The organism is Streptomyces sp. NPDC057900, from assembly GCF_042887885.1.
Taxonomy (GTDB): domain Bacteria; phylum Actinomycetota; class Actinomycetes; order Streptomycetales; family Streptomycetaceae; genus Streptomyces.
The window spans coordinates 68,598-87,825 of sequence record NZ_JBHVOI010000008.1 but is presented as its reverse complement, the minus strand read 5'-3'; the positions used below and the strand labels follow the sequence as shown (position 1 = coordinate 87,825).

At 71.1% G+C, this 19,228-nt stretch carries 15 protein-coding genes; 6 read left to right on the top strand and 9 right to left on the bottom strand.

Annotated features, from left to right (window positions below; translation table 11 throughout):
* Both ACFVQ0_RS26625 and ACFVQ0_RS26620 read right to left on the bottom strand, forming a co-directional pair.
* Positions 1 to 999, bottom strand: coding sequence for a carbohydrate ABC transporter permease (locus tag ACFVQ0_RS26625; protein ID WP_390091720.1), 999 nt, complete (start codon positions 997 to 999; stop codon positions 1 to 3).
* Between the two features lie 188 nt (positions 1,000 to 1,187).
* On the bottom strand, positions 1,188 to 2,513 hold the full coding sequence (locus ACFVQ0_RS26620) for an ABC transporter substrate-binding protein (RefSeq protein ID WP_390091719.1): 1,326 nt from the start codon (positions 2,511 to 2,513) through the stop codon (positions 1,188 to 1,190).
* 657 nt (positions 2,514 to 3,170) lie between these two features.
* Between ACFVQ0_RS26620 and aspT (ACFVQ0_RS26615) the strand changes: the two genes are divergently transcribed.
* The 3 genes from aspT (ACFVQ0_RS26615) (at position 3,171) to ACFVQ0_RS26605 (ending at position 8,295) form a co-directional block, all read left to right on the top strand.
* Positions 3,171 to 4,847, top strand: a complete 1,677-nt coding sequence (gene aspT, locus ACFVQ0_RS26615) for an aspartate-alanine antiporter (RefSeq protein ID WP_390091718.1) — start codon at positions 3,171 to 3,173, stop codon at positions 4,845 to 4,847.
* Positions 4,848 to 4,856: 9 nt separating this feature from the next.
* Complete coding sequence (aspT, locus tag ACFVQ0_RS26610; RefSeq protein WP_390091717.1) at positions 4,857 to 6,560, top strand: aspartate-alanine antiporter; 1,704 nt, start codon at positions 4,857 to 4,859, stop codon at positions 6,558 to 6,560.
* Positions 6,561 to 6,633: 73 nt separating this feature from the next.
* On the top strand, positions 6,634 to 8,295 hold the full coding sequence (locus ACFVQ0_RS26605) for a bifunctional aspartate transaminase/aspartate 4-decarboxylase (protein WP_390091716.1): 1,662 nt from the start codon (positions 6,634 to 6,636) through the stop codon (positions 8,293 to 8,295).
* Positions 8,296 to 8,334: 39 nt separating this feature from the next.
* Here ACFVQ0_RS26605 and ACFVQ0_RS26600 read toward each other — a convergent pair whose 3' ends face one another.
* Positions 8,335 to 9,027: a FadR/GntR family transcriptional regulator gene (locus ACFVQ0_RS26600; protein WP_390091715.1), complete on the bottom strand. Its 693-nt coding sequence runs from the start codon at positions 9,025 to 9,027 to the stop codon at positions 8,335 to 8,337.
* A 186-nt stretch (positions 9,028 to 9,213) separates the two neighbouring features.
* On the opposite strand from ACFVQ0_RS26600, the gene ACFVQ0_RS26595 reads away from it, so the two are divergent.
* Positions 9,214 to 11,013, top strand: coding sequence for a 2-isopropylmalate synthase (locus ACFVQ0_RS26595; RefSeq protein ID WP_390091857.1), 1,800 nt, complete (start codon positions 9,214 to 9,216; stop codon positions 11,011 to 11,013).
* A gap of 76 nt (positions 11,014 to 11,089) precedes the next feature.
* On the opposite strand, the gene ACFVQ0_RS26590 is transcribed toward ACFVQ0_RS26595, so the two are convergent.
* The 3 genes from ACFVQ0_RS26590 to ACFVQ0_RS26580 all read right to left on the bottom strand — a co-directional run bounded on the left by ACFVQ0_RS26590 (position 11,090) and on the right by ACFVQ0_RS26580 (position 14,840).
* Entirely contained in the window at positions 11,090 to 12,556 is a 1,467-nt protein-coding gene (locus ACFVQ0_RS26590) for a cellulose binding domain-containing protein (protein ID WP_390091714.1), read from the bottom strand.
* 131 nt (positions 12,557 to 12,687) lie between these two features.
* Positions 12,688 to 14,133, bottom strand: coding sequence for an ATP-binding protein (locus ACFVQ0_RS26585; protein ID WP_390091713.1), 1,446 nt, complete (start codon positions 14,131 to 14,133; stop codon positions 12,688 to 12,690).
* Entirely contained in the window at positions 14,130 to 14,840 is a 711-nt protein-coding gene (locus tag ACFVQ0_RS26580; RefSeq protein ID WP_363224220.1) for a response regulator transcription factor, read from the bottom strand. The genes ACFVQ0_RS26585 and ACFVQ0_RS26580 overlap by 4 nt, the downstream gene beginning before the upstream one ends.
* 79 nt (positions 14,841 to 14,919) lie before the next feature.
* Here ACFVQ0_RS26580 and ACFVQ0_RS26575 point away from each other — a divergent pair, with 79 nt between their 5' ends.
* On the top strand, positions 14,920 to 15,456 hold the full coding sequence (locus ACFVQ0_RS26575) for a hypothetical protein (protein WP_390091712.1): 537 nt from the start codon (positions 14,920 to 14,922) through the stop codon (positions 15,454 to 15,456).
* A gap of 18 nt (positions 15,457 to 15,474) precedes the next feature.
* Here ACFVQ0_RS26575 and ACFVQ0_RS26570 read toward each other — a convergent pair whose 3' ends face one another.
* The gene (locus ACFVQ0_RS26570; RefSeq protein ID WP_390091711.1) at positions 15,475 to 16,401 is read right to left on the bottom strand and encodes a spermidine synthase; all 927 of its coding nucleotides are present in this window, start codon (positions 16,399 to 16,401) and stop codon (positions 15,475 to 15,477) included.
* Positions 16,402 to 16,494: 93 nt separating this feature from the next.
* Positions 16,495 to 16,965, bottom strand: coding sequence for a hypothetical protein (locus tag ACFVQ0_RS26565; RefSeq protein WP_390091710.1), 471 nt, complete (start codon positions 16,963 to 16,965; stop codon positions 16,495 to 16,497).
* Positions 16,966 to 17,206: 241 nt separating this feature from the next.
* Between ACFVQ0_RS26565 and ACFVQ0_RS26560 the strand changes: the two genes are divergently transcribed.
* Complete coding sequence (locus ACFVQ0_RS26560) at positions 17,207 to 18,562, top strand: tetratricopeptide repeat protein (RefSeq protein ID WP_390091709.1); 1,356 nt, start codon at positions 17,207 to 17,209, stop codon at positions 18,560 to 18,562.
* A 58-nt stretch (positions 18,563 to 18,620) separates the two neighbouring features.
* Here the strand turns inward: ACFVQ0_RS26560 and ACFVQ0_RS26555 are convergent, their stop codons facing one another.
* Positions 18,621 to 19,217: a histidine phosphatase family protein gene (locus tag ACFVQ0_RS26555; protein WP_390091708.1), complete on the bottom strand. Its 597-nt coding sequence runs from the start codon at positions 19,215 to 19,217 to the stop codon at positions 18,621 to 18,623.
* Positions 19,218 to 19,228 lie beyond the last annotated feature (11 nt).

The following is a 19,228-nucleotide window of genomic DNA, read 5'->3' as shown; positions in this document are numbered from 1 at the left end:
TCAGACCGCGGATTTGCGTACGAAGCGGCCGAACAGCCAGTTGATCCCGGCGATGATCAGCAGGAGGGCGAGCATCGCCCAGGCCACTGCGGCGGCCGGACCGAGATGTCCGAGGTTCCAGCCGTAGTTGTACAGATAGACGCTGAGCGTCTCGTACTGATTCTCGTTTCCGCCGGTCGCGCCGAGCGTGCCGCCCTCCAGCAGCAGGGGCTCACCGAACAGCTGCATGGAACCGATGGTCGAGATGACGATCGTGAAGAGGATCGTGGGCCGCAGCGAGGGGATGGTCACCTTGCGGAACTGCTGCCAGCGCGAGGCTCCGTCGAGCGAGGCGGCCTCGTACAGATCGGTGGGTACGGCCTGCATCGCCGCCAGGTAGATCAGGGTGTTGTAGCCGGTCCAGCGCCAGATCACGATGACCGAGATGGCGATCTTGGACGTCCAGTGCCCGTTGGCCCAGTTCGTGTCGCCGAGACCGACGAAGTGCAGCACCCAGTTCAGCAGGCCGCCGTCGGCCCGGAAGACCAGGGCGAAGACCAGGGCCGCGGAGGCCACAGAGGTCGCGTACGGGGTGAGGATGATCGTCCGCCAGAAGGTGCTGGCGCGGAGCTTGTAGTTCAGCAGGTGGGCCAGGCCCAGGGCGACGAGCAGCTGCGGGACCGTCGACATGACACCGATCAGGAAGGTGTTGGCGACGGCCGTCCAGAACTCCGCGTCGTGCAGGATCCGGTCGAAGTTGCCCCAGCCGACCCACTCCATCTGGTTCATGCCGGTCATCTCGACCCGATGCAGGGCGATCCACCCGGTGTAGATCAGCGGATAGAGCCCGAAGGCGCCGAAGACGAGGAAGAACGGGGCTATGTAGGCGTACGGCGACGCCTTGTCGTCGAAGCGCCAGAGCCGGCTCCGCCACGTCTGCCGGCGGGCGTTCACCGGCTTCTTCTGGGAGCCGCGCGGTGGCGGAACGTATGCGTCCCGGGTGGGAGTCGAGGTGGCCACGGGCGGGAGTCCTTCCCTGGATTGCTTGGTTGCCCGGGTGCGGGGCGGTGTCCGCGGTGGGCTTCCACGGGGCGGCCGGGGAGGTACCCGGCCGCCCCGTGGAAGCCCACCAGGAGACGGGACGCGCCCGGCACGGGGCGGGGACACGCAGGTGCGGGCGGCCCGGAGGCCGCCCGCTGCTGCGACGGTCAGCCGATCACCTTGTCGATGGCCTTGGTCGCCGCGTCCCACGCGTCGTCCGGCTTGGTGCCGCGCTGCTCCATGTTGTTGATCTGGGTGGAGATGCTGTCCTTGATAGCGGCGTCCTTCGGGCCGAGGACGGTCTCGGGGATGGACTTGGCCTCATCGGCGTAGATCTGGCCGATCGGCGCGTCGTTGAAGTAGGGAAGCTTTCCGTTCTTCACGTCGGGCAGGTCGTACGCGCCCTTGTTGGACGGGAAGACACCGATCGCCTTGAAGACGGCGGCCTGCTGCTCGGGAGCGGTCAGCCACTTGACGAGCTTGCCGGCCTCCTCGACGTTCTTGCCGGACTTCGGCACCCCGAGGAAGGAACCGCCCCAGTTGGCGGCGGTCTCGCCGGGCGCCGTGGTGATGTCCCACTTGCCCTTGTTGCCGTCACCCGCGGCGAGCGAGATCTGACCGGCCATCCAGGCGGGGCAGACCACGGTGGCCATGGTGCCCTTGCGCAGCGCGGCCTTCCACGGGTCGCCGAACTGGGCGAGGCCCTGGGTCAGCTTCTTGTCAGCGGCCTCGGCGGAGAGGTCCCAGCCCTGCTTGACGCTGGGGCTGTCCTTGTAGATCGGCTTGCCCGACTCGTCGTAGTACTGCTTCGCGTTCGAGCTGACCACGGCGTTGAACATGGCGCTCGCGGAGTCCATGAAGTAGGTGCCCGCCGGGGCGTTCTTCTTGTACTCCTCACCGAGCTTGAGGTAGTCCTCCCAGCCCCCGGCGAACTTGGCCGCGACTTCCTTGCGGTCGGTCGGCAGGCCCGCCTTCTTGAACAGCTCGGTGTTGTAGCAGAGCGACATCGGGCCGATGTCGGTGCCCGCGCCGATCACCTTGCCGTCCTTGGTGGTCGCCTGCTTCTCCTTCCAGGAGACCCAGTCGTTGACGTCGATCACCTTGCTGAGGTCGGCGAACTGGTCCGCCTTGGTGTCGACGACCTCCTTGATCCGGCCGACCTCAAGACCCTGGACGTCCGCCAGACCACTGCCCGAGTTCAGCTGCTGGAGCAGCTTGGGGTAGTAGTTCTTCTCCTCGGCGGTGGTGTCTTCCTTCACCGTGATGTTCGGGTGCAGCTCGTGGTACTTGGCGAAGAGGCCGGCTTCCTTGTAGCCGAACTGCCCGTAGTCGGCGACGGTCAGCGTGATCTTCCCGTTCGCATCGGAGCTCGTGTCCGATGAGTCCGAGTCGCTGCTGCAGCCGGTCAGCATCAGTGCCGAGGCTGTCAGGCCCGTGGTGACCAGAACCGCGGCTTTGCGGCTCCGACCGGCGACGGTGCGGGTGATACGCATTCCACTACTCCTTGTTCCAGGGTGGGACTGGCTCACTGCGTGGCATTCGCACAGGTGAGTGCGGGTGCCGGAGGGTTCAGGGGGGAGGACACGGGCAGTGCCGTTCGCGCGAGAAATCCTCTTGCGATGTGGGAGCGCTCCCATGCGTCGATGTCGGAAGGTTGCTGCCTGGGAGGGGTGGGTGTCAAGAGTTGAAGACGCTTCCGTTGCGCGAGCGTGTCCTGCAAGTCACGAGACCGTGTCCGGCCAAGGGCTTGCCAAAGCGCGTGGCCGAGGAAACCGGAACCGGCGCCTCCCGAAAACCCGCAGGTGAGAGTGGTGTTGAAGGCGGATCAGCGGAGCGGGAGCGCGAAGCCGAGCCGATCGGCCCGGATTTCCGGAGCCGCCCGGAAACGACCGCCACCACCCCCGGCCGGAACACGAGGGCCCGACGGAAGGTGAACGGGACACCGGCTCGCGGGGGCGACCCGGACCACCTCCGCGTTCTTTCCCCGAATCCGGCCGGCGGCGCACCGGGGCACGCGGCCAACTGGCGGACGCCTGTCAGGTGGCCGACATACGGACAACTGGCTGGAAATGCCTTGCACCTCACGCCCTGTTAAATTCACCGCTATGTACCTATTCATCCTTTATATTCGCTCGGGTGGGTGAGGCTGGATGGGAGTCATCCGGGACCATCCGGAGCTCGCGCTCTTCCTCTGCCTTTCCCTCGGCTACCTGGTCGGCAAGATCCGCGTCGGTCCGATCACCCTCGGCGGCATCTGCGGGACGCTGATCGTCGCGCTGCTGATCGGCACCCGGCACGTCAGCGTCAACGACGACGTCAAGACCGTCTTCTTCGCGCTGTTCATCTTCTCGCTGGGCTACCTGGCCGGCCCGCAGTTCTTCGCCAACCTCAACCGCAAGAGCCTGCGCTTCTTCGCCCTCTGCCTGATCGAGCTGGTCTGCGTGCTCGGCATCGCCCTGGGCATCGCCAAGGCGTTCGACCTCGACGTGGGCACCGCCTCGGGCATCCTGGCGGGTGCGGCGACCGAGTCCGCGGTCGTCGGTACGGCCACCGAGGCCATCGGCAAGCTCGACAACCTGAGCCAGAGCCAGATCACCCAGTACCAGGGGCACGTCGCCACCGCGTACACCGTCTGCTACCTCTTCGGCCTGATCACCATCGTGCTGTTCACCAGCCAGATCATGCCGATGCTGCTGCGCATCAACCTCGCCGACGCCTCGCGCGAGCTGTGGGAGAAGATGCGCGGCGGGGCCGCGGGGCTGGAGGACGACGAGCGGGAGGCGCTGCCCGGGACCGTCGGCCGCACCTTCCTGGTGACGCTCGCGGACGGCCGCCGGATCGGTGAGCTGGAGGCCGGTCTCGACAACGCCGTCACCGTCGAGGGCGTCAAGCGCGGCAGCAAGGTGCTCGACCCCTCCCCCGATCTGGAACTGACCCTGAGCGACCTCGTCCAGGTCGTCGGGCGGCGCTCCGCGATCATCACGGCCGGCCGGGAGATCGGCCCGGAGACACCGGCGGTACCCGGTCTGGACACCCCCCTGGCCACCACCCAGGTCGCGGTGACCGAGAAGGCCACCGCGGGGTCGACCATCGCCCACTTGGAGCAGACCCATCCCGAGTTCCGCAAGGACGGGGTCTACATCACCGACGTGCTGCGCAACGACCAGCATCTGCCCGCCTCGGCCGAGACCACGGTCCAGCGCGGTGACGTACTGACGCTCGTCGGCGCCCGCGCCGGGCTCAACCGGCTCGTCGCGAAGATCGGTGCCGTCGTCAAGAACGACACGACCGACTACATCTACCTCGGCCTCGGCATCGTCACCGGTTCACTGCTCGGCCAGGTCGTCGTGCGCATCGGTGACATCCCGCTGTCGCTCGGCACCGGCGGCGGCTGCCTGGTCACGGGGCTGCTCTTCGGCTGGTTCCGCTCCCGCAAGCAGACCTTCGGGGCCTTCCCGCCGCAGGCCGCGAACACCCTGAAGGACCTGGGCCTGGCCGTCTTCATCGCCTGCACCGGGCTCACCGCCGGACCGCAGGCCTGGCCACTGCTCAAGGAGTACGGCGCGCTGCTTCCGTTCGCGGGCATCGCCATGGTGCTGATCCCCGCGTCCATCTCACTGATCGTCGGGCTGAAGCTCCTGCGGATCGAGAAACCGCTGCTGATCGGGGCCATCGCGGGACAGCAGTGCTCGACCCCGGCGATCACCTCCATCACCCAGGTGGCGCAGAGCTCCGTACCGCTGCTCGGCTACACGATCACGTACGCGCTCTCGAACTTCCTGCTGCCACTGACCGGACCGATCCTCGTAGGGGTCCTGGGGGCCTAGGGGGCCTGAATGATCGACTTCCTGAACCGCAACATCTTCACTCCCCATCCAGAGCTGCTGGTCTTCCTGGTCGTCGCGTTCGGCTTCCTGATCGGGAAGATCCGCTACAAGGCGATCGCGCTGGGCGCGGTGACGGGCTGTCTGGTCGCCGGTCTGGTGCTGGGCGCGCAGTTCAAGGTCCAGATCGACGGGACGGTGAAGAACCTCTTCTTCATCATGTTCCTGTTCGCCCTCGGCTACCGGGTGGGCCCGCAGTTCTTCCGGGGGCTGCGCAAGGACGGACTGCCGCAGGTCGTCAACGCGGTCGTCGTCTGCGTCACCGGACTGCTGGTCTCCTGGCTCTTCGCCTCGATCCTCGGCTACGGACCCGGCCTCGGCGCCGGCCTGATGAGCGGGGCGCTCACCCAGTCCGCGGCCATCGGTGTCGCCCAGGACGCCATCGGCACCCTGCCGGGCCTCTCCTCCGCACAGGTGAAGTCCGAGCAGAACCTGGTGGCGGTCGGCTACGCGGTGACGTATCCGCTCGGCACCATCCTGTGCGCGATGCTGCTCGCCAACGTACTGCCGCGGCTCTACCGCAAGAACCTCGCGAAGGAGAGCGCCGAGCTGGCCGCGGAGCTGGACGCGCCGGACGACAACCCGGACGAGGGCGAGGGCTACTACGAGACGGTGCTGCGCGCCTACCGGGTCGAGCGCCCCGATCTCGTCGGCCGCAGCATCGCGGACTTCGAGAGCCAGCAGCAGGCGCTCGGCCGGCGCGTCTACATCACCCAGGTCCGGCGCGAGGGAACGATCCTGCCGCAGGCCCAGACGCTGGTGCTGCGGGACGGCGACACCGTCGCGGTCAGCGCGCTCCGGCACGACCTGGTGGACTTCGACGCCCGTACCCATGTGGGCGCAGAGGCGGACGACGTCGCGCTGCTCGGGTACCGGACGGAGAACCTGCACGTGGTGGCGTCCGAGAAGGCCCAGCTGGGGCGGACGGTGGCGGAGCTGCGCCGGGAGCCGTTCATGGCCGGGGTCTACATCGAGAAGATCTACCGGGCGGGCGCCGAATTCCCCTTCCGGCTCTCCACCCCGGTCGAGCGCGGCGACACCCTGGTGCTGAGCGGACCCGAGCGGCTGGTCGGCCCGGCGGGGCGGGAGCTCGGCAAGCCGGTGCCGACGAGCTTCGCCACCGACATGATCTGGGTCGGCCTCGGCATCTTCCTCGGCGGCTGCATCGGCATTCCGGCGCTGACCGCGGGCGGGGTGCCGATCTCGCTCTCCACCTCGGGCGGCGGCCTCATCATGGGGCTGGTCTTCGGCTGGATCCGGGGCAAGTACCCGACGTACGGGAACGTGCCGCCGGGCGCCCAGTGGTTCATGGACACCCTCGGACTGTGCATGTTCGTCGCGGTGGTCGGCATCAACGCCGGTCCCAGCTTCACCAGCGGGCTGTCCTCCGCGGGCTGGGGGCTGCTGCTCCTGGGCGCCGTCGCCACGGTCGTACCGCTGCTCGTCGGCTTCCTGGTGGGCCACTACATCCAGAAGATCAGATTCCCGATCCTGATGGGCGTGCTCGCCGGGGGCCAGACCACCACGGCGGCGATCGGCGCCATCAACGAGACCTCCAAGTCCCAGATCCCCACGCTCGGCTACACGATCCCGTACGCCGTCGGCAATGTGCTGCTGACCGTGTGGGGCGCCGTGATCGTGATCCTCAACCACTGAACGTGCTCGTGATCCTCAACCACTGACCTGCTCGTGATCCACCACCCCTGACCCTGAACACGGGAGCGCAGACATGCCCAAGGCCACCCTCAGCCGTGCCGAGATCCGCTCTTTCGCCCAGCTCAGCCCGTTCGAGCTGAAGGACAAGTTCATCAGCATCGCCCAGGCCGAGCAGAGCGACAAACCCGGCCAGAAGGGCAAGGCGATGCGCGCCATGCTCAACGCCGGCCGAGGCAACCCCAACTGGATCGCCACCGGTCCCCGGGAGGCGTACCACGCCCTCGGCTACTTCGCGCTCTCCGAGTCCCGCCGGGTCTGGACGGCCGACAACCTGGGCGGGATGCCCGAGGAGGCGGGCTGCGCGGAGCGCTTCGCCACCTTCGTCCGCACGCATCCGGAGCTGCCCGGGATCGAGCTGCTCCAGTCGAGCATCGATCTGGCGATCAAGCGGTTCGGCTTCGTGCCCGACTCCTTCGTCCACGAGCTGGCGGACTCCTCGATCGGGGACAACTACCCGGTGCCGGGGCGCATCCTGACGCATGTGGAGCAGGTCGTACGCGGTTACGTGGCCGACGAGATGTTCGACCACCGGCCGCCGGAGGGACAGCACCTGAGCCTGTTCGCGACCGAGGGCGGCACGGCGGCGATGTGCTACATCTTCGACTCGCTGATGAAGAACGGGATCCTGCACAAGGGCGACCGGATCGCCCTGATGGTGCCGGTGTTCACGCCGTACCTGGAGATCCCCGAGCTCGACACGTACGGCTTCGACGTCGTCCGCGTCGAGGCGAACCTGTTCACCGAGACCGGTGTGCGGCAGTGGCGCTACCCGCCGGAGGAGATCGAGAAGCTGGCCGATCCGTCGGTCAAGCTGGTCTGCTGCGTCAACCCGAGCAACCCGCCCTCGCTCGCGCTCGCACCGAAGGTCGCCGAGCAGATCGTAGGAATCGTCGCGGACCGGAACCCGAACCTGATCGTGGTGACGGACGACGTGTACGGGACCTTCGTCGAGGGGTTCCGCTCGCTGGCCGCGGACCTGCCGCGCAACACGCTGCTGGTGTACTCGTACTCCAAGCACTACGGCGCCACCGGCTGGCGGCTCGGCGTCATCGGGCTGCACGACGACAACGTCATCGACGACATGCTGCGGGCGCAGGACGCGGCGCAGAAGGCCCGGCTGAACAGCCGGTACGGGACGCTGTCCCTGGAGCCGGAGAAGATCCGGTTCATCGACCGGCTGGTCGCGGACTCCCGGCAGGTGGCGCTGAACCACACGGCGGGCCTGTCGCTGCCGCAGCAGGTGATGATGACGCTCTTCTCGCTGTTCGACATGCTGGACGAGGGCCAGGCGTACAAGGCCCGGATCCGCTCGATCGTCCGGCAGCGCCTCGAACTCCTGCTGGAGGGGGCCCACATGAAGATCTCGGAGGATCCCAAGAGGGCCGCGTACTACATCGAACTCGACCTGCTGGCCGAGGCGGAGCGCACCCTCGGCAAGGAGTTCGCCGACTATCTGGAGCAGAACTACGAGCCCGTCGACCCGCTGTTCCGGCTGGCCGAGCAGACGTCCGTGGTGCTGCTGAACGGCGGCGGCTTCGACGGCCCCGAGTGGTCGGTCCGGGTCTCGCTGGCCAATCTGGACGACCTGGACTACCTGAAGATCGGGCATCAGCTGCGGGCGATCTTCGACGAGTACGCGCAGGAGTGGCGGGACTCGGGGGCGGGCGCCGCGTAGCCGGGACGGCGCCGGACGCGGGGCGCGCGGCCGGGCCGGTCAGGCGGCGCGCAGGCGGGCCAGGGTCTTCTCCAGCTCCGCCTGGGCGGCCCGGCCCGCCGCTTCCGCGTCGCCCGCCACGACGGCGGTGACCAGCGCCTGATGGGCCGCGTCGCCGTGGTGCGGGTCCTCGCGGCGCAGGCCGGTCAGCTCCACCAGGTCGATGAGGGCCTGGCGGAGCGCGGGGGCGAACTCCGCGAAGAGGTCGGTGAGCACCGGGTTGTGGGCCGCCGCGAGGACGGTCCGGTGCAGTGCGATGTCCGCGTCCACGAAGGCGTCGTCGGGGCCCGCGCCCGCCGCCCGCCGCGCCGTGAGCGCCGCGTCCAGGGCGGCCAGGTCCTCGTCGGTGCGGCGCCGGGCGGCCAGCCGGGCCGCCTGCACCTCGACCAGCATGCGCACCTCGTAGACATCGGCGACCGCGGCCCGGCGCAGCCGGACCGGCCAGTCCTCGGCCGCGTGGTCCGCGATGACGAAGACCCCGGACCCCTGGCGGGACTGGAGCAGGCCGAGCGCGGCGAGGGTGCGCACCGCCTCGCGGACGGTGGAGCGGCCCACGCCCAGTGTTCTCGCGAGGGTGGTCTCGCCGGGGATCTTCGTGCCGACCGGCCAGTGCCCCTCGGTGATCTGCGCGCGCAAATGGCCGGCGGCCTGGTCGACCAAGGGGCTGGGGCTGAGCGGGCCGAGCGTGGACACGAATTCACCTGTCAGGTTGTCTGAGGACTTGGTTTCTGGCTACTGTACCGGCCATGACGTACCGCGGTCTCCTTCTTCTCGGCTGCCGCGGCGGGGCCTGAAGCGATCGGCACCCCGCCGCGGGGTGCCGTGCTGTGCCGGTCGCGTCCGGCGATGCGAGAAGAGACCCCGCTCATGACCGAGTTCATGCCAGAGACCCCGTCGGCGACCACGCCCGCGGCCGCGTCCGACGTCCTGTCACCGACGCACGGCTTCCCCACGATCTGCACCCCGCGCGGGCCGGTGCCCTCGGCGGCGCCCCGCTGGAACCGGCAGCGCTCCAGCTCGATGCCGTCGCACCGGTACCGTTCCGCCTTCGACCGCGTCGAGATCCCGCTGACCGGGCGCACCTGGCCGCAGGCCCGGATCGAGCGGGCCCCGCTCTGGGTCCCCGTCGACCTGCGGGACGGCAACCAGGCGCTGGCCGAGCCGATGGACACCCCACGCAAGCGCCGGATGTTCGATCTGCTCGTCGCGATGGGCTTCAAGGAGATCGAGATCGGCTACCCGTCCGCGAGCCGCACCGACTTCGACTTCGTCCGGCATCTGGCGACGAGCGGGGCGGTGCCGGACGACGTGACGGTCGTCGTCTTCACCCCGGCCAGGGCGGATCTGATCGAGCGGACCTTCGAGTCCGTCGCTGGGATGGACCGGGTGGTCGTCCACCTCTACATCCCGACCGCCCCCGTCTGGCGGGACGTCGTCCTGGGACGCGACCGGGCCGGGGTGCACGGGGTGGTGCTGGAGGCCGCGCGGCTGATGGAGCGCCTCGCGCGGGCCAGGCCCGGCGCGGACATCCGGTTCGAGTTCTCGCCCGAGGTCTTCATCCTCACCGAGCCGGACTACGTACTGGAGATCTGCAACAGCCTGACCGAGCTGTGGGACGCCTCACCGGACCGCCCGGTGATCCACAACCTGCCCGCCACGGTGGAGATCGCGACGCCCAACGTCTACGCCGACCAGATCGAGTACATGCACCGCCACCTGGACCGGCGCGATTCGGTGATCCTCTCCGTCCACCCGCACAACGACCGGGGTACGGGGGTGGCGTGCGCGGAGCTCGCGGTGCTGGCGGGGGCGCAGCGCGTGGAGGGCTGTCTGTTCGGCAACGGGGAGCGCACCGGCAACGTCGACCTGGTCAACCTGGCGCTGAACCTGCACGCGCAGGGCGTCGACCCGATGATCGACTTCTCGGACATCGACGAGATCCGCCGCACCGTCGAGCACTGCAACCGGCTGCCGGTGCCGCCTCGCCATCCGTACGGCGGCGACCTGGTGTACACGGCGTTCTCCGGCACCCACCAGGACGCGATCAGCAAGGGCCTCGCGCACCACCGGAGCAGCGGCTCCGAGGTGTGGTCGGTGCCGTACCTGCCGATCGACCCGGCGGACGTGGGGCGCAGTTACGAGGCCGTCATCCGGGTCAACAGCCAGTCCGGCAAGGGCGGCATCGCCCATCTGCTGCGCGACGGCTACGGGGTGGACCTGCCGGCCCGGATGCGGGCGGACTTCTCCCGTACGGTGCAGGACGCGACGGACGACAGCGGTCTGGAGGCCACGGCGAAGGACCTGTGGGAGCTGTTCGAGGCCACGTACCTGGTACCGGGCCGGGACGGGGCGGTCGCCCTGACGTCCTGGTCCGCGGAGCGTGATCCGGCCGGTGGGCAGCGGTTCGTCTGCACCCTGCGGGTGGACGGGCGGGAGGGCGACTACGAGGGCACGGGCGCCGGCACGGTGTCCGCGTTCACGGACGCGCTGGCGGCCGCCGGGGTGGAGGTCACCATCCTCGACTTCTCCGAGCACGGGGCGGACGCGGCCTGGTCCACGGTGACCGCGTACGCGGAGTGCCGGGTGGACGGCGAGGTCCACTGGGGCGCGGGCCAGGACGCGTCCGCACTCGCGGCGTCGGTCGCGGCGGTGCTGTCGGCGGTGAACCGGGCACGTTAGCGACCGTCGAATGGGGGCGCACCCCGGCCGGTTGTGGGGGGCGTGGGGACCGGCCGGGATGCGCGGGGGATGGTGGCTACTTGTAGGCGCCGAACGCCTTCGTGAAGGCGAGCGGCTCCTGGGCGATCGAGCTGCACGACGCGTCGGCGGTCGGCTTCGCGCCGCCCTCGCACTCCTTGTCCCGGGTGCCCGACCACATCGCCAGCCAGCCGAGCCCCTTCTCCTGGGCGAACTCCACCAGCTGCGTGGCGTCCTCGACCTTGAAGACCTCGGTGCTGACGTCGTTGACCCCGATCATCGGGGTGACGGCGACGGCCTTCCAGGCGTCCGCGTCGGAGAGCCCGAGCACGCCCTTGATCTGGGCCTGTGTCGCGGTGGCGGCCTGGATCGCGTACGTGCCCATGTCGCCGCTGTACGAGGCGCCGTAGTCCATCGCCATGATGTTGACGGCCCCGACGTCGACGCCGTTCTTCTTCGCGTCGGCGACCAGGTCCACCCCGGGCTGGGTCAGGCCCTCCGGCATCACCGGCAGGGTGAAGGAGACGTCCAGGCCGGGGTGGGACTTCTGGAGCTGCGCGATGGCCTGCGAGCGGCGGGAGTTGGCCGCGGTGTCGGGGAGCGCGCCGCCCTCGATGTCGAAGTCGACCTTGGTCAGCTTGTACGTGTCCACGACCTTGCCGTAGGCCGCGGCCAGGTCGGCCGCCGAGGTGCAGTTCAGTGCCAGCTCGGAGCCGGACGCGCCGCCGAAGGAGACCCGGACGTCGCCGCCCGCCGCGCGCAGGCCGTCGATCTGGGAGGCGACCTGATCGTCACCGAGGCCGGTGACGCCGCCCCAGAGCGGGGCGCAGCTGCCGCCGGAGGTGATGAAGGCGAGGTTGAACTGCTTGACGCCGGTCTTGGCGGCGGTGCCGGTGAGGTCGAAGGCCGGGTAGAGGGAGGTGTCGACGTACGGGGCGAAGCCCGCCCCGCTCGCCGTGCCGCCGCTGCCGCCGCCCGCGTCGGTCTTGGTGGGGGTCGGCGTGGGGGTGCCGGCCGGCGGCTTCGTGGGGGTGGGGGTGGGGGTCGCGGTGCCGGTGGGGCGGCCGCTGGGCTCCGGGGTGGCTCCGGTGTCGACGGAGCACTTGGTGCCGTCGACGACGCAGCCGGTGGGGTCGGCCGCCTTGTCGTCGGAGCTGGTGACGAATCCGATGGTGACGGACTTGCCGGGGGCCAGTTCCTTGTCCCAGCTCGCCGGGGTGACGGTGACGTGGTTGCCGTCGACGGTGTGCTCGCCGTTCCACAGCGAGCTGAGCTTCGTGCCGGCCGGCAGGTCGAACTCCAGCGTCCAGCCGGACTTGGCGCTGTCCGTGTCGTTGGTGACCACGTACTGCGCGGTGTAGCCGCCCGTCCAGCCGCTGGTCCTGGTGTAGGCGGCGCCGACCGCCGATGCCTGGGCCGTGCCGGTGAGGGCGAAGACCGTCCCGCCGATCACGGCCGCGGCGACGACCGCGCCGACCGCTTTGGTCCGGGTGCTCGCCGTGCGCCGGTGCGTGCTGGTGCCCATCGCGTTCCTGCCTCGTCGTACGGAAGTGGGGGGAATACGAGAGGACGCTAGCGGCACCACAACCGGCAAATGCGGCACTTCGGACCCGAGTTGATGTTCTTAGGGTGGGCTTAAGGAGCGCATCGGCCGGTCTAAAGGTTCGGGCCCGTCCCGGAGCGGAACCGGGCCCCCGCCCCCCGCCGGTTCACCGCGCGCCGCTGCCGGCCGAGCCGGTGCCCGCGCCCCTTGGGCCGCTGCCCGCCGAGCCCGATCCAGATGCGCACCTCCGTACCGCCGAGCACGGAGCGGCCGATCCGCACATCGCCGCCGGTGGACTCAGCGACCCGGCGGACGATGTCCAGGCCGAGCCCGGTCGAGCCCACCGCGCCCTTCGCGCCGCCGTGTCCGCTGCCGCCGCGCGCCAGCGCCGCCCTGGGGTCCGCGATGCCGCCGCCCGCGTCCGAGACCAGCACGATCACCGCGTCGCCGCTGTGGTGGACGTCCACGGCGAAGGCGGTGCCCTCCGGGGTGTGCCGGAAGACGTTGCCGAGCAGCGCGTCCAGCGCCGCCGCCAGTTCGGGGCGGGCCACCGGGATGCGCACCGTACGGTCCACCCCGGCGAGGCGCACCTCGCGGCCCTCGTCCTCGGCCAGCGCGGACCAGAAGGCCATGCGTTCGCGGATCACCTCGGAGGCGTCGCAGCCGGCTCCGGGGCCGCCGCCCTGCCCCTGGGTCTGCGGGCGCTGCTCCCGGGCGGTCCTGATGATCGTGTCGACCTCGCGCTCCAACTGCTCGACGGCCGCCCGGGTCTGCTCGGCCGCCGGGCCCTCCCCGAGCGAGGCGGCGTTGAGCCGCAGCACGGTGAGCGGGGTGCGCAGCCGGTGCGAGAGGTCGGCGGCCAGTTCGCGTTCGTTGGCGAGGAGCTGGACGACCTGGTCGGCCATGGAGTTGAACGCGACGGCGGCGGAGTGCAGTTCGGTCGGGCCCTCCTCCGGCACCCTGGTCCCGAGCCGCCCCTCCCCCAGGTCCTGGGCGGCCCCGGCGAGCCGCCGGGCGGGCTCCACCATGCGTACGCCGAGCCGGTCGGCCACCGCGACCGAGCCGACGATCAGCGCGATGCCGACGCCCGCCAGCATCAGCCAGGCGGTGGTGACCCCGTTGGAGACCTCGGCGTCGGGCACGAACACCTCGACGACGGCGGTGCCCCCGGCGCCGAGCGCGGTGGGCTGGAGGAGCGCGGAGCCGCCGGGCACCTCGGAGATGGAGGCGCGCCCCGATGCCCGTACGGTCTCCAGGTCCTTGCGGGTGGCGCGCCGGCGGCCGATCTCCACCGCCTGCCTGTCGGCCTCCGCGGCGGCGGGTATGTGGACGGCCATCCGGTCGTCGGCGCCGGGTTCCGTGGTGAGCACGGCCTTGAGGAGTTCGGCGCGGTCGGTGGTGATGGAGAGCGTGGGGCCGATCGTCGCGGCCTGCCGTTCGGCGTCGGAGAAGGCCCGGTCGCTGGCCATCTCCTTGACGACGAGGCCGAGGGGTACGGCGAAGGCGATCACGACCATCGCGGTGACGGCCAGGCAGACCTTGACCAGCGCCCATCTCATGCGGGCTGCTCCGGGGGCGCGGCGGGCGGCTGCAGTTTCACGCCGACGCCGCGCAGGGTGTGCAGGTATCGGGGCCGGGCGGCCGTCTCGCCCAGTTTCCGGCGGAGCCAGGACAGATGGACGTCGATGGTCTGGTCGTCCCCGTACGACTGCTGCCAGACCTCGGCGAGGAGTTCCTTGCGCGGGACGACGACGCCCGGCCGGCCGGCCAGGAAGGTCAGCAGGTCGAACTCCCGCCGGGTGAGGTCGAGGCCGGTGCCGTCGAGTTCGGCCAGGCGCCGCAGCGGGTCGATGGAGAGCCCGCCGACCCGGATGACGCGCGGGGAGGCCGACCGCCCCTCGGAGGCGCGCGAGCGGCGCAGTACGGCGGCCATCCGTGCGGCGAGGTGTTCCACGGAGAAGGGTTTGGTCAGGTAGTCGTCCGCACCGTCGTTGAGCAGCCGGACGATCTCGCTCTCGTCGTCGCGGGCGGTCGCGATGATGACGGGCACGTCGGTGATGCCGCGCAGCATCTTGAGCGCCTCGGAGCCGTCGAGATCGGGCAGCCCGAGATCGAGGATGACCACGTCGAAGCGGAAGTGGGCGACCTCGCGCAGCGCTTCGAGCGCGGTGCCGACACTCCGTACGGTGTGCGACGCCTCGGTCAGGTGCCGGATGAGGGCGGAACGTACGAACTGGTCGTCCTCGACCACAAGCACACTTGGCATGGGCGGCACCGTACGCCATCGGGCGGTTCCGGGTCCGCCCGATCCCGGGGACGGTCCTCCATGGTGCAGGATGTGCCGGATGCGACGAGGACTCGTACACGGGCTCGCGTGGTCGCTCGCCACCGGCGCGGCGGTCACGCTGTCGTGGTGGGGTGTGCACACGGTGATGGCGGGGACGGCGTACGACCCGCCGCGCGCGGTGCCGATCTCCGCGAGCGCGCGGGCGACCACGGAGACCCTGTCGTCCTCGACGCACCGCCCCGAGCCGTCCCCGTCACAGACCTCACCGAAGGCTTCCGCCCCGAAGCCGTCGGCGACGTCCGCGAGTCCCTCCCCCACCCGCTCGCACGCCCCGGCGGGCACGCCCCGGCCCGCCGCCACGGCCACCCCCGCCGGGACGGCGAGGAGTTACGCGACGGACGGCGGACGGGTCGTCTTCGAGCTGGGCGCGGACAGCGCGAAGCTGGTCTCTGCGACACCGGAGCAGGGCTGGTCGATGCGGGTCTGGACGGAACCGGCCTGGATCCGGGTCAACTTCGCCCGGGACGACGGCACGACGGTCTCGGTGTTCTGCACCTGGAACGGCTATCCGCCGAAGGTCGAGATCGTGACGTGACGGCGGTGCGGCGGGTGTTCAGTCGAAGGCGGACGCGGGTGGCGGCGGCGAGGGCCTGGCGTCGGCGTCGTGCACCGGGGCCGCGCCTCCGGTGAAGTCCGCGAGGGCCCGGCCGTGTTCGACGCGCCCCGGATGCGGGTCGGTCGCCACCCGGCGGGTCAGCTCCGCGAGCTTCGGGACCGCGTCGGAGGCGAGCAGTACGGCGTTGCCGAAGCGCCGGCCGCGGAACACGGTCGGGTCCGCGGCGAGCGCCAGCTCGGGGAAGACGGTGGCGGCGGTGGCGATCTGGCCGCGCAGATGGGCGAGCGGGGGGCCGTCCGCGAGGTTGGCCACGTAGGTCCCGCCGGGCTTCAGGACGCGGCGCACCTCCGCGAGGAACTCGGTGCTGGTGAGGTGGGCGGGGGTACGGGCCCCGCTGAAGACGTCCGCGATGACCAGGTCTGCCCAGCCGTCCTGGATCTTCCCGAGCCCGGCGCGGGCGTCGGTGGCCCTGACCCTGATCCTGGCCTGCGGGTCCAGCGGCAGTTCCCGGCGGACCAGTTGGACGAGCGCCGCGTCCACCTCGACGATCTGCTGGGTGGAGCGGGGCCGGGTCGCCGCGATGTAGCGGGCGAGTGTGAAGGCCCCGCCGCCCAGGTGCACGACGTGCAGCGGCTGCCCGGCGGGCGCGGCCAGGTCCGCGATGTGGCCGATCCGGCGCTGGTACTCGAAGGAGAGGTACGCGGGGTCCTCCAGGTCCACGTGGGACTGCGGGGCGCCGTCGATCGTCAGCGTCCAGGCGCGCCTGCGCTCCCGGTCGGGGACCAGCTCGGCGAGGCCGCCGTCCACCGGTTCCGAGACGTTGCCCCCGGAGTGCCCGGAGCCGCGGGCCGCCTTGCGGTCGGTCCCGCGGTCCGGGCGCTGCTTTCGGCTTCCCGCTCCGCCGGAAGCTCCTCGACGTGCCACTGCCGCTACCTGCTTAACGCTCATATGGTCCGGGACCGGCCGGGTCCGGCCGTGCGGGGCGGCCGTACGGACACGCCCCAGGACATTATGGGCTCAGCGGCAGTTGTCGGCCGCCTCGATCAGCCGGGCGGCCTGGTCGAGCGCGGCCCGCAGCGCGGCCGGGTCGGTGACCGAGGTGTCGTCGCCGGGCGGCAGCAGCCAGCCGCTGCCGGAGACGGGCGGCTCCGCGGGGATGCGCAGCCCTCTGCCGTTGGTGCTCGTACAGGCACTGCCCGGTACGTCCCACGCCTCGGCGGTGCCCGGCGGCACCAGGAAGCCGACGGTGGCGCAGGGGCCGTCGTGCAGGACCGGGCCGACGGCCTCCTGATCGGCGCCCCGGCGCAGGATGTCCGCCGCCTCCAGTCCCTGACGGGCGGGAACGGTCACCAGGTCGCAGGGTTCCGCGCCGGGGAGCGGGCCGGTCGCGGCGCGCTCCTGTGCGGGTGCCATGGGGCCGGTCGTCGCGGTCTGTGCGGCCGTCGTCGCGGTCGTCCGCGAGCCGGTCGCCATGTCGGTGTGCAACAAGGGACCTCTCCTCTCATCGCCGGGCGGAGCCGGACTCCGTCGCCACATGGACCAACGCGCGGACCGCGTCAAGGGCTACGGCTCCACACCGCCGCAAAGGGTGGCAGTTCATGGCGGATCGTGGGCGAGATACCCGTTTTGTCAGTAAACACAGCGTGTGGGAGTTGTCACAGCAGGTACGTTCTTGCCCCGCCGGGACACCGGAAACAATCGCCCGGCTCGCACCAGAGAGGGCCCCGCCATGGTGTCGACACGGGCAGTTCCCAACCTCGCCTTCCGGCGGCTGCGCGGACAGCGCTCCGCCGGGGAGTTCGCTGCCGCGGTACGCAGGTCCGCCCGCGAGATCGGCGAGCAGGTCGCGTGCGACGCCCGGTACATCGGGCGCGTGGAGTCCGGCGAGATCCGTTGCCCGAACTACGCGTACGAGCGGGTCTTCCTGCACATGTTCCCCGGGGCGAACCTGGTGGACCTGGGCTTCTCACCGCGTGAATCGGTACGCGGCCGGGGGGCTCAGTCCGCCGCGGACGCCCCTTCGTCCCCGACTTCGCCGCTGCTCGGCAGCGACACCGACGAGGAGTGCGACGTGCTGCGTCGCGTATTCATGACAAGCGGCTCCACCACGATGGCGGCCGCGTCCCTGAGCCTGGGCCTGGGCGGTATGGCCGCCTCCGTCTCGCTGCCCGCGCAGCGCAGGGTGGGCGAGCCGGAGGTGCACGCCGTCGAGAAGGCGGTACGGCAGATCCGTCTGCTGGACGACCGGCACGGGGGTGACGGCCTGTACCGCCGGGCCTCCCAGCCGCTGCGGGCGGCGTACGCGCTGCTCGACTCCGGGACCGCGACCCGGCGCTCCACGGCGGACCGGCTGCACTCCGGGGCCGGCGAGCTGGCGATCTCGGTGGGCTGGCTGGCCCATGACTCGGGCCGGTTCGAGGACGCCCGCTCGCACTACGCGGAGGCGCTTGCCACGGCGCGGGTGGCCGGGGACCACGCGCTGGAGGCGCACGCCTTCTGCAACGCGTCGTTCCTGGCCCGGGACACCGGGCGCTCGCGCGAGTCGGTGCGGGCCGCGGAGGCGGGGCTGCGGGCCGCGCGGCCGCTGGGCTCACCCCGGCTGATGGCGCTGCTCTCGCTGCGGGAGGCGGGCGGCCGGGCGGGGCTCGGCGACCGCACGGGCTGCGAGCGGGCGCTCGGCCGGGCGCACACCTCGTTCGGGCAGGGGCCCTCCCCTTCGGACCCGGAGTGGATGAGCTTCTTCCGGGAGGCGGAGCTGGAGATGCTGGAGGCGCAGTGCTGGGCGGCGCTGGGCGACTGGTCGCGGGCGGCCCGGCACGCGCGGCGGGCGACGCGGCTCCAGGACCCGCACTTCACCCGGAACCTGGCGCTGTACCGGGCCGAGCTGACCACGGACCTGGCCCGCGCGGGCCTCGCGGAGGAGGCGGCGGCCACGGGCCACCAGGTGCTGGACCTGCTGGACCAGGTCCGCTCCTCCCGGATCAGGACGATGCTGGCGGGCGCGGTGGCGGTCCTGCGGCCCCGGGGCCGGGGCTCCGTCGACATCACGGACTTCCTCGACCGCCACGGGACGGCGAGCGCGTAGCGCCTCCGGGGGCGCCTCAGCCCGGCCGTCCCGAACCGTGGGTGCCGGGTGGGCCGGGCTACCGTTCCAGGTGGCCCGTGTCGTTCCAGCGTTCCAGGGCCGGCGTCCCGTAGGCCCAGCCCAGGACGGACAGCGACGTCGGCTCCAGCCGGATGCGCGCCGCGAAGGACACGTCCTCGCCCAGCCACCGCGCCCCCAGGGCCCGCAGGATGTGGCCGTGGGCGAACACCAGGACGTCGCGGTCGGCCGAGCGGGCCCACTCGATGACCTCGTCGGCACGGGCCGACAGCTCGGCCAGGGTCTCCCCCTCCGGAACGCCGTCGCGCCAGATGAACCAGTCCGGACGGGTCGCCTTGATCGCGGCCGGCGTCATCCCCTCGTACGCCCCGTAGTCCCACTCCATCAGCGCGTCCCACGGCTCGGCCCGGTCACCGAACCCCGCGAGCTCGCAGGTCTCGGAGGCCCGCACCAGCGGGCTGGTCCTGACCTCAAGACCGGGCAGGTCCGCCCACGGCCCCCGGTGCAGCCGCTCCCCCAGCAGCTTGGCGCCCTCGCGCCCGGCGTCGAGCAGGGGGATGTCCGTCCTGCCGGTGTGATTGCCGTTGACGGACCATTCCGTCTGGCCGTGCCGGGCAAGCAGGATTCGCGGTGCCATGTGACGGCTCT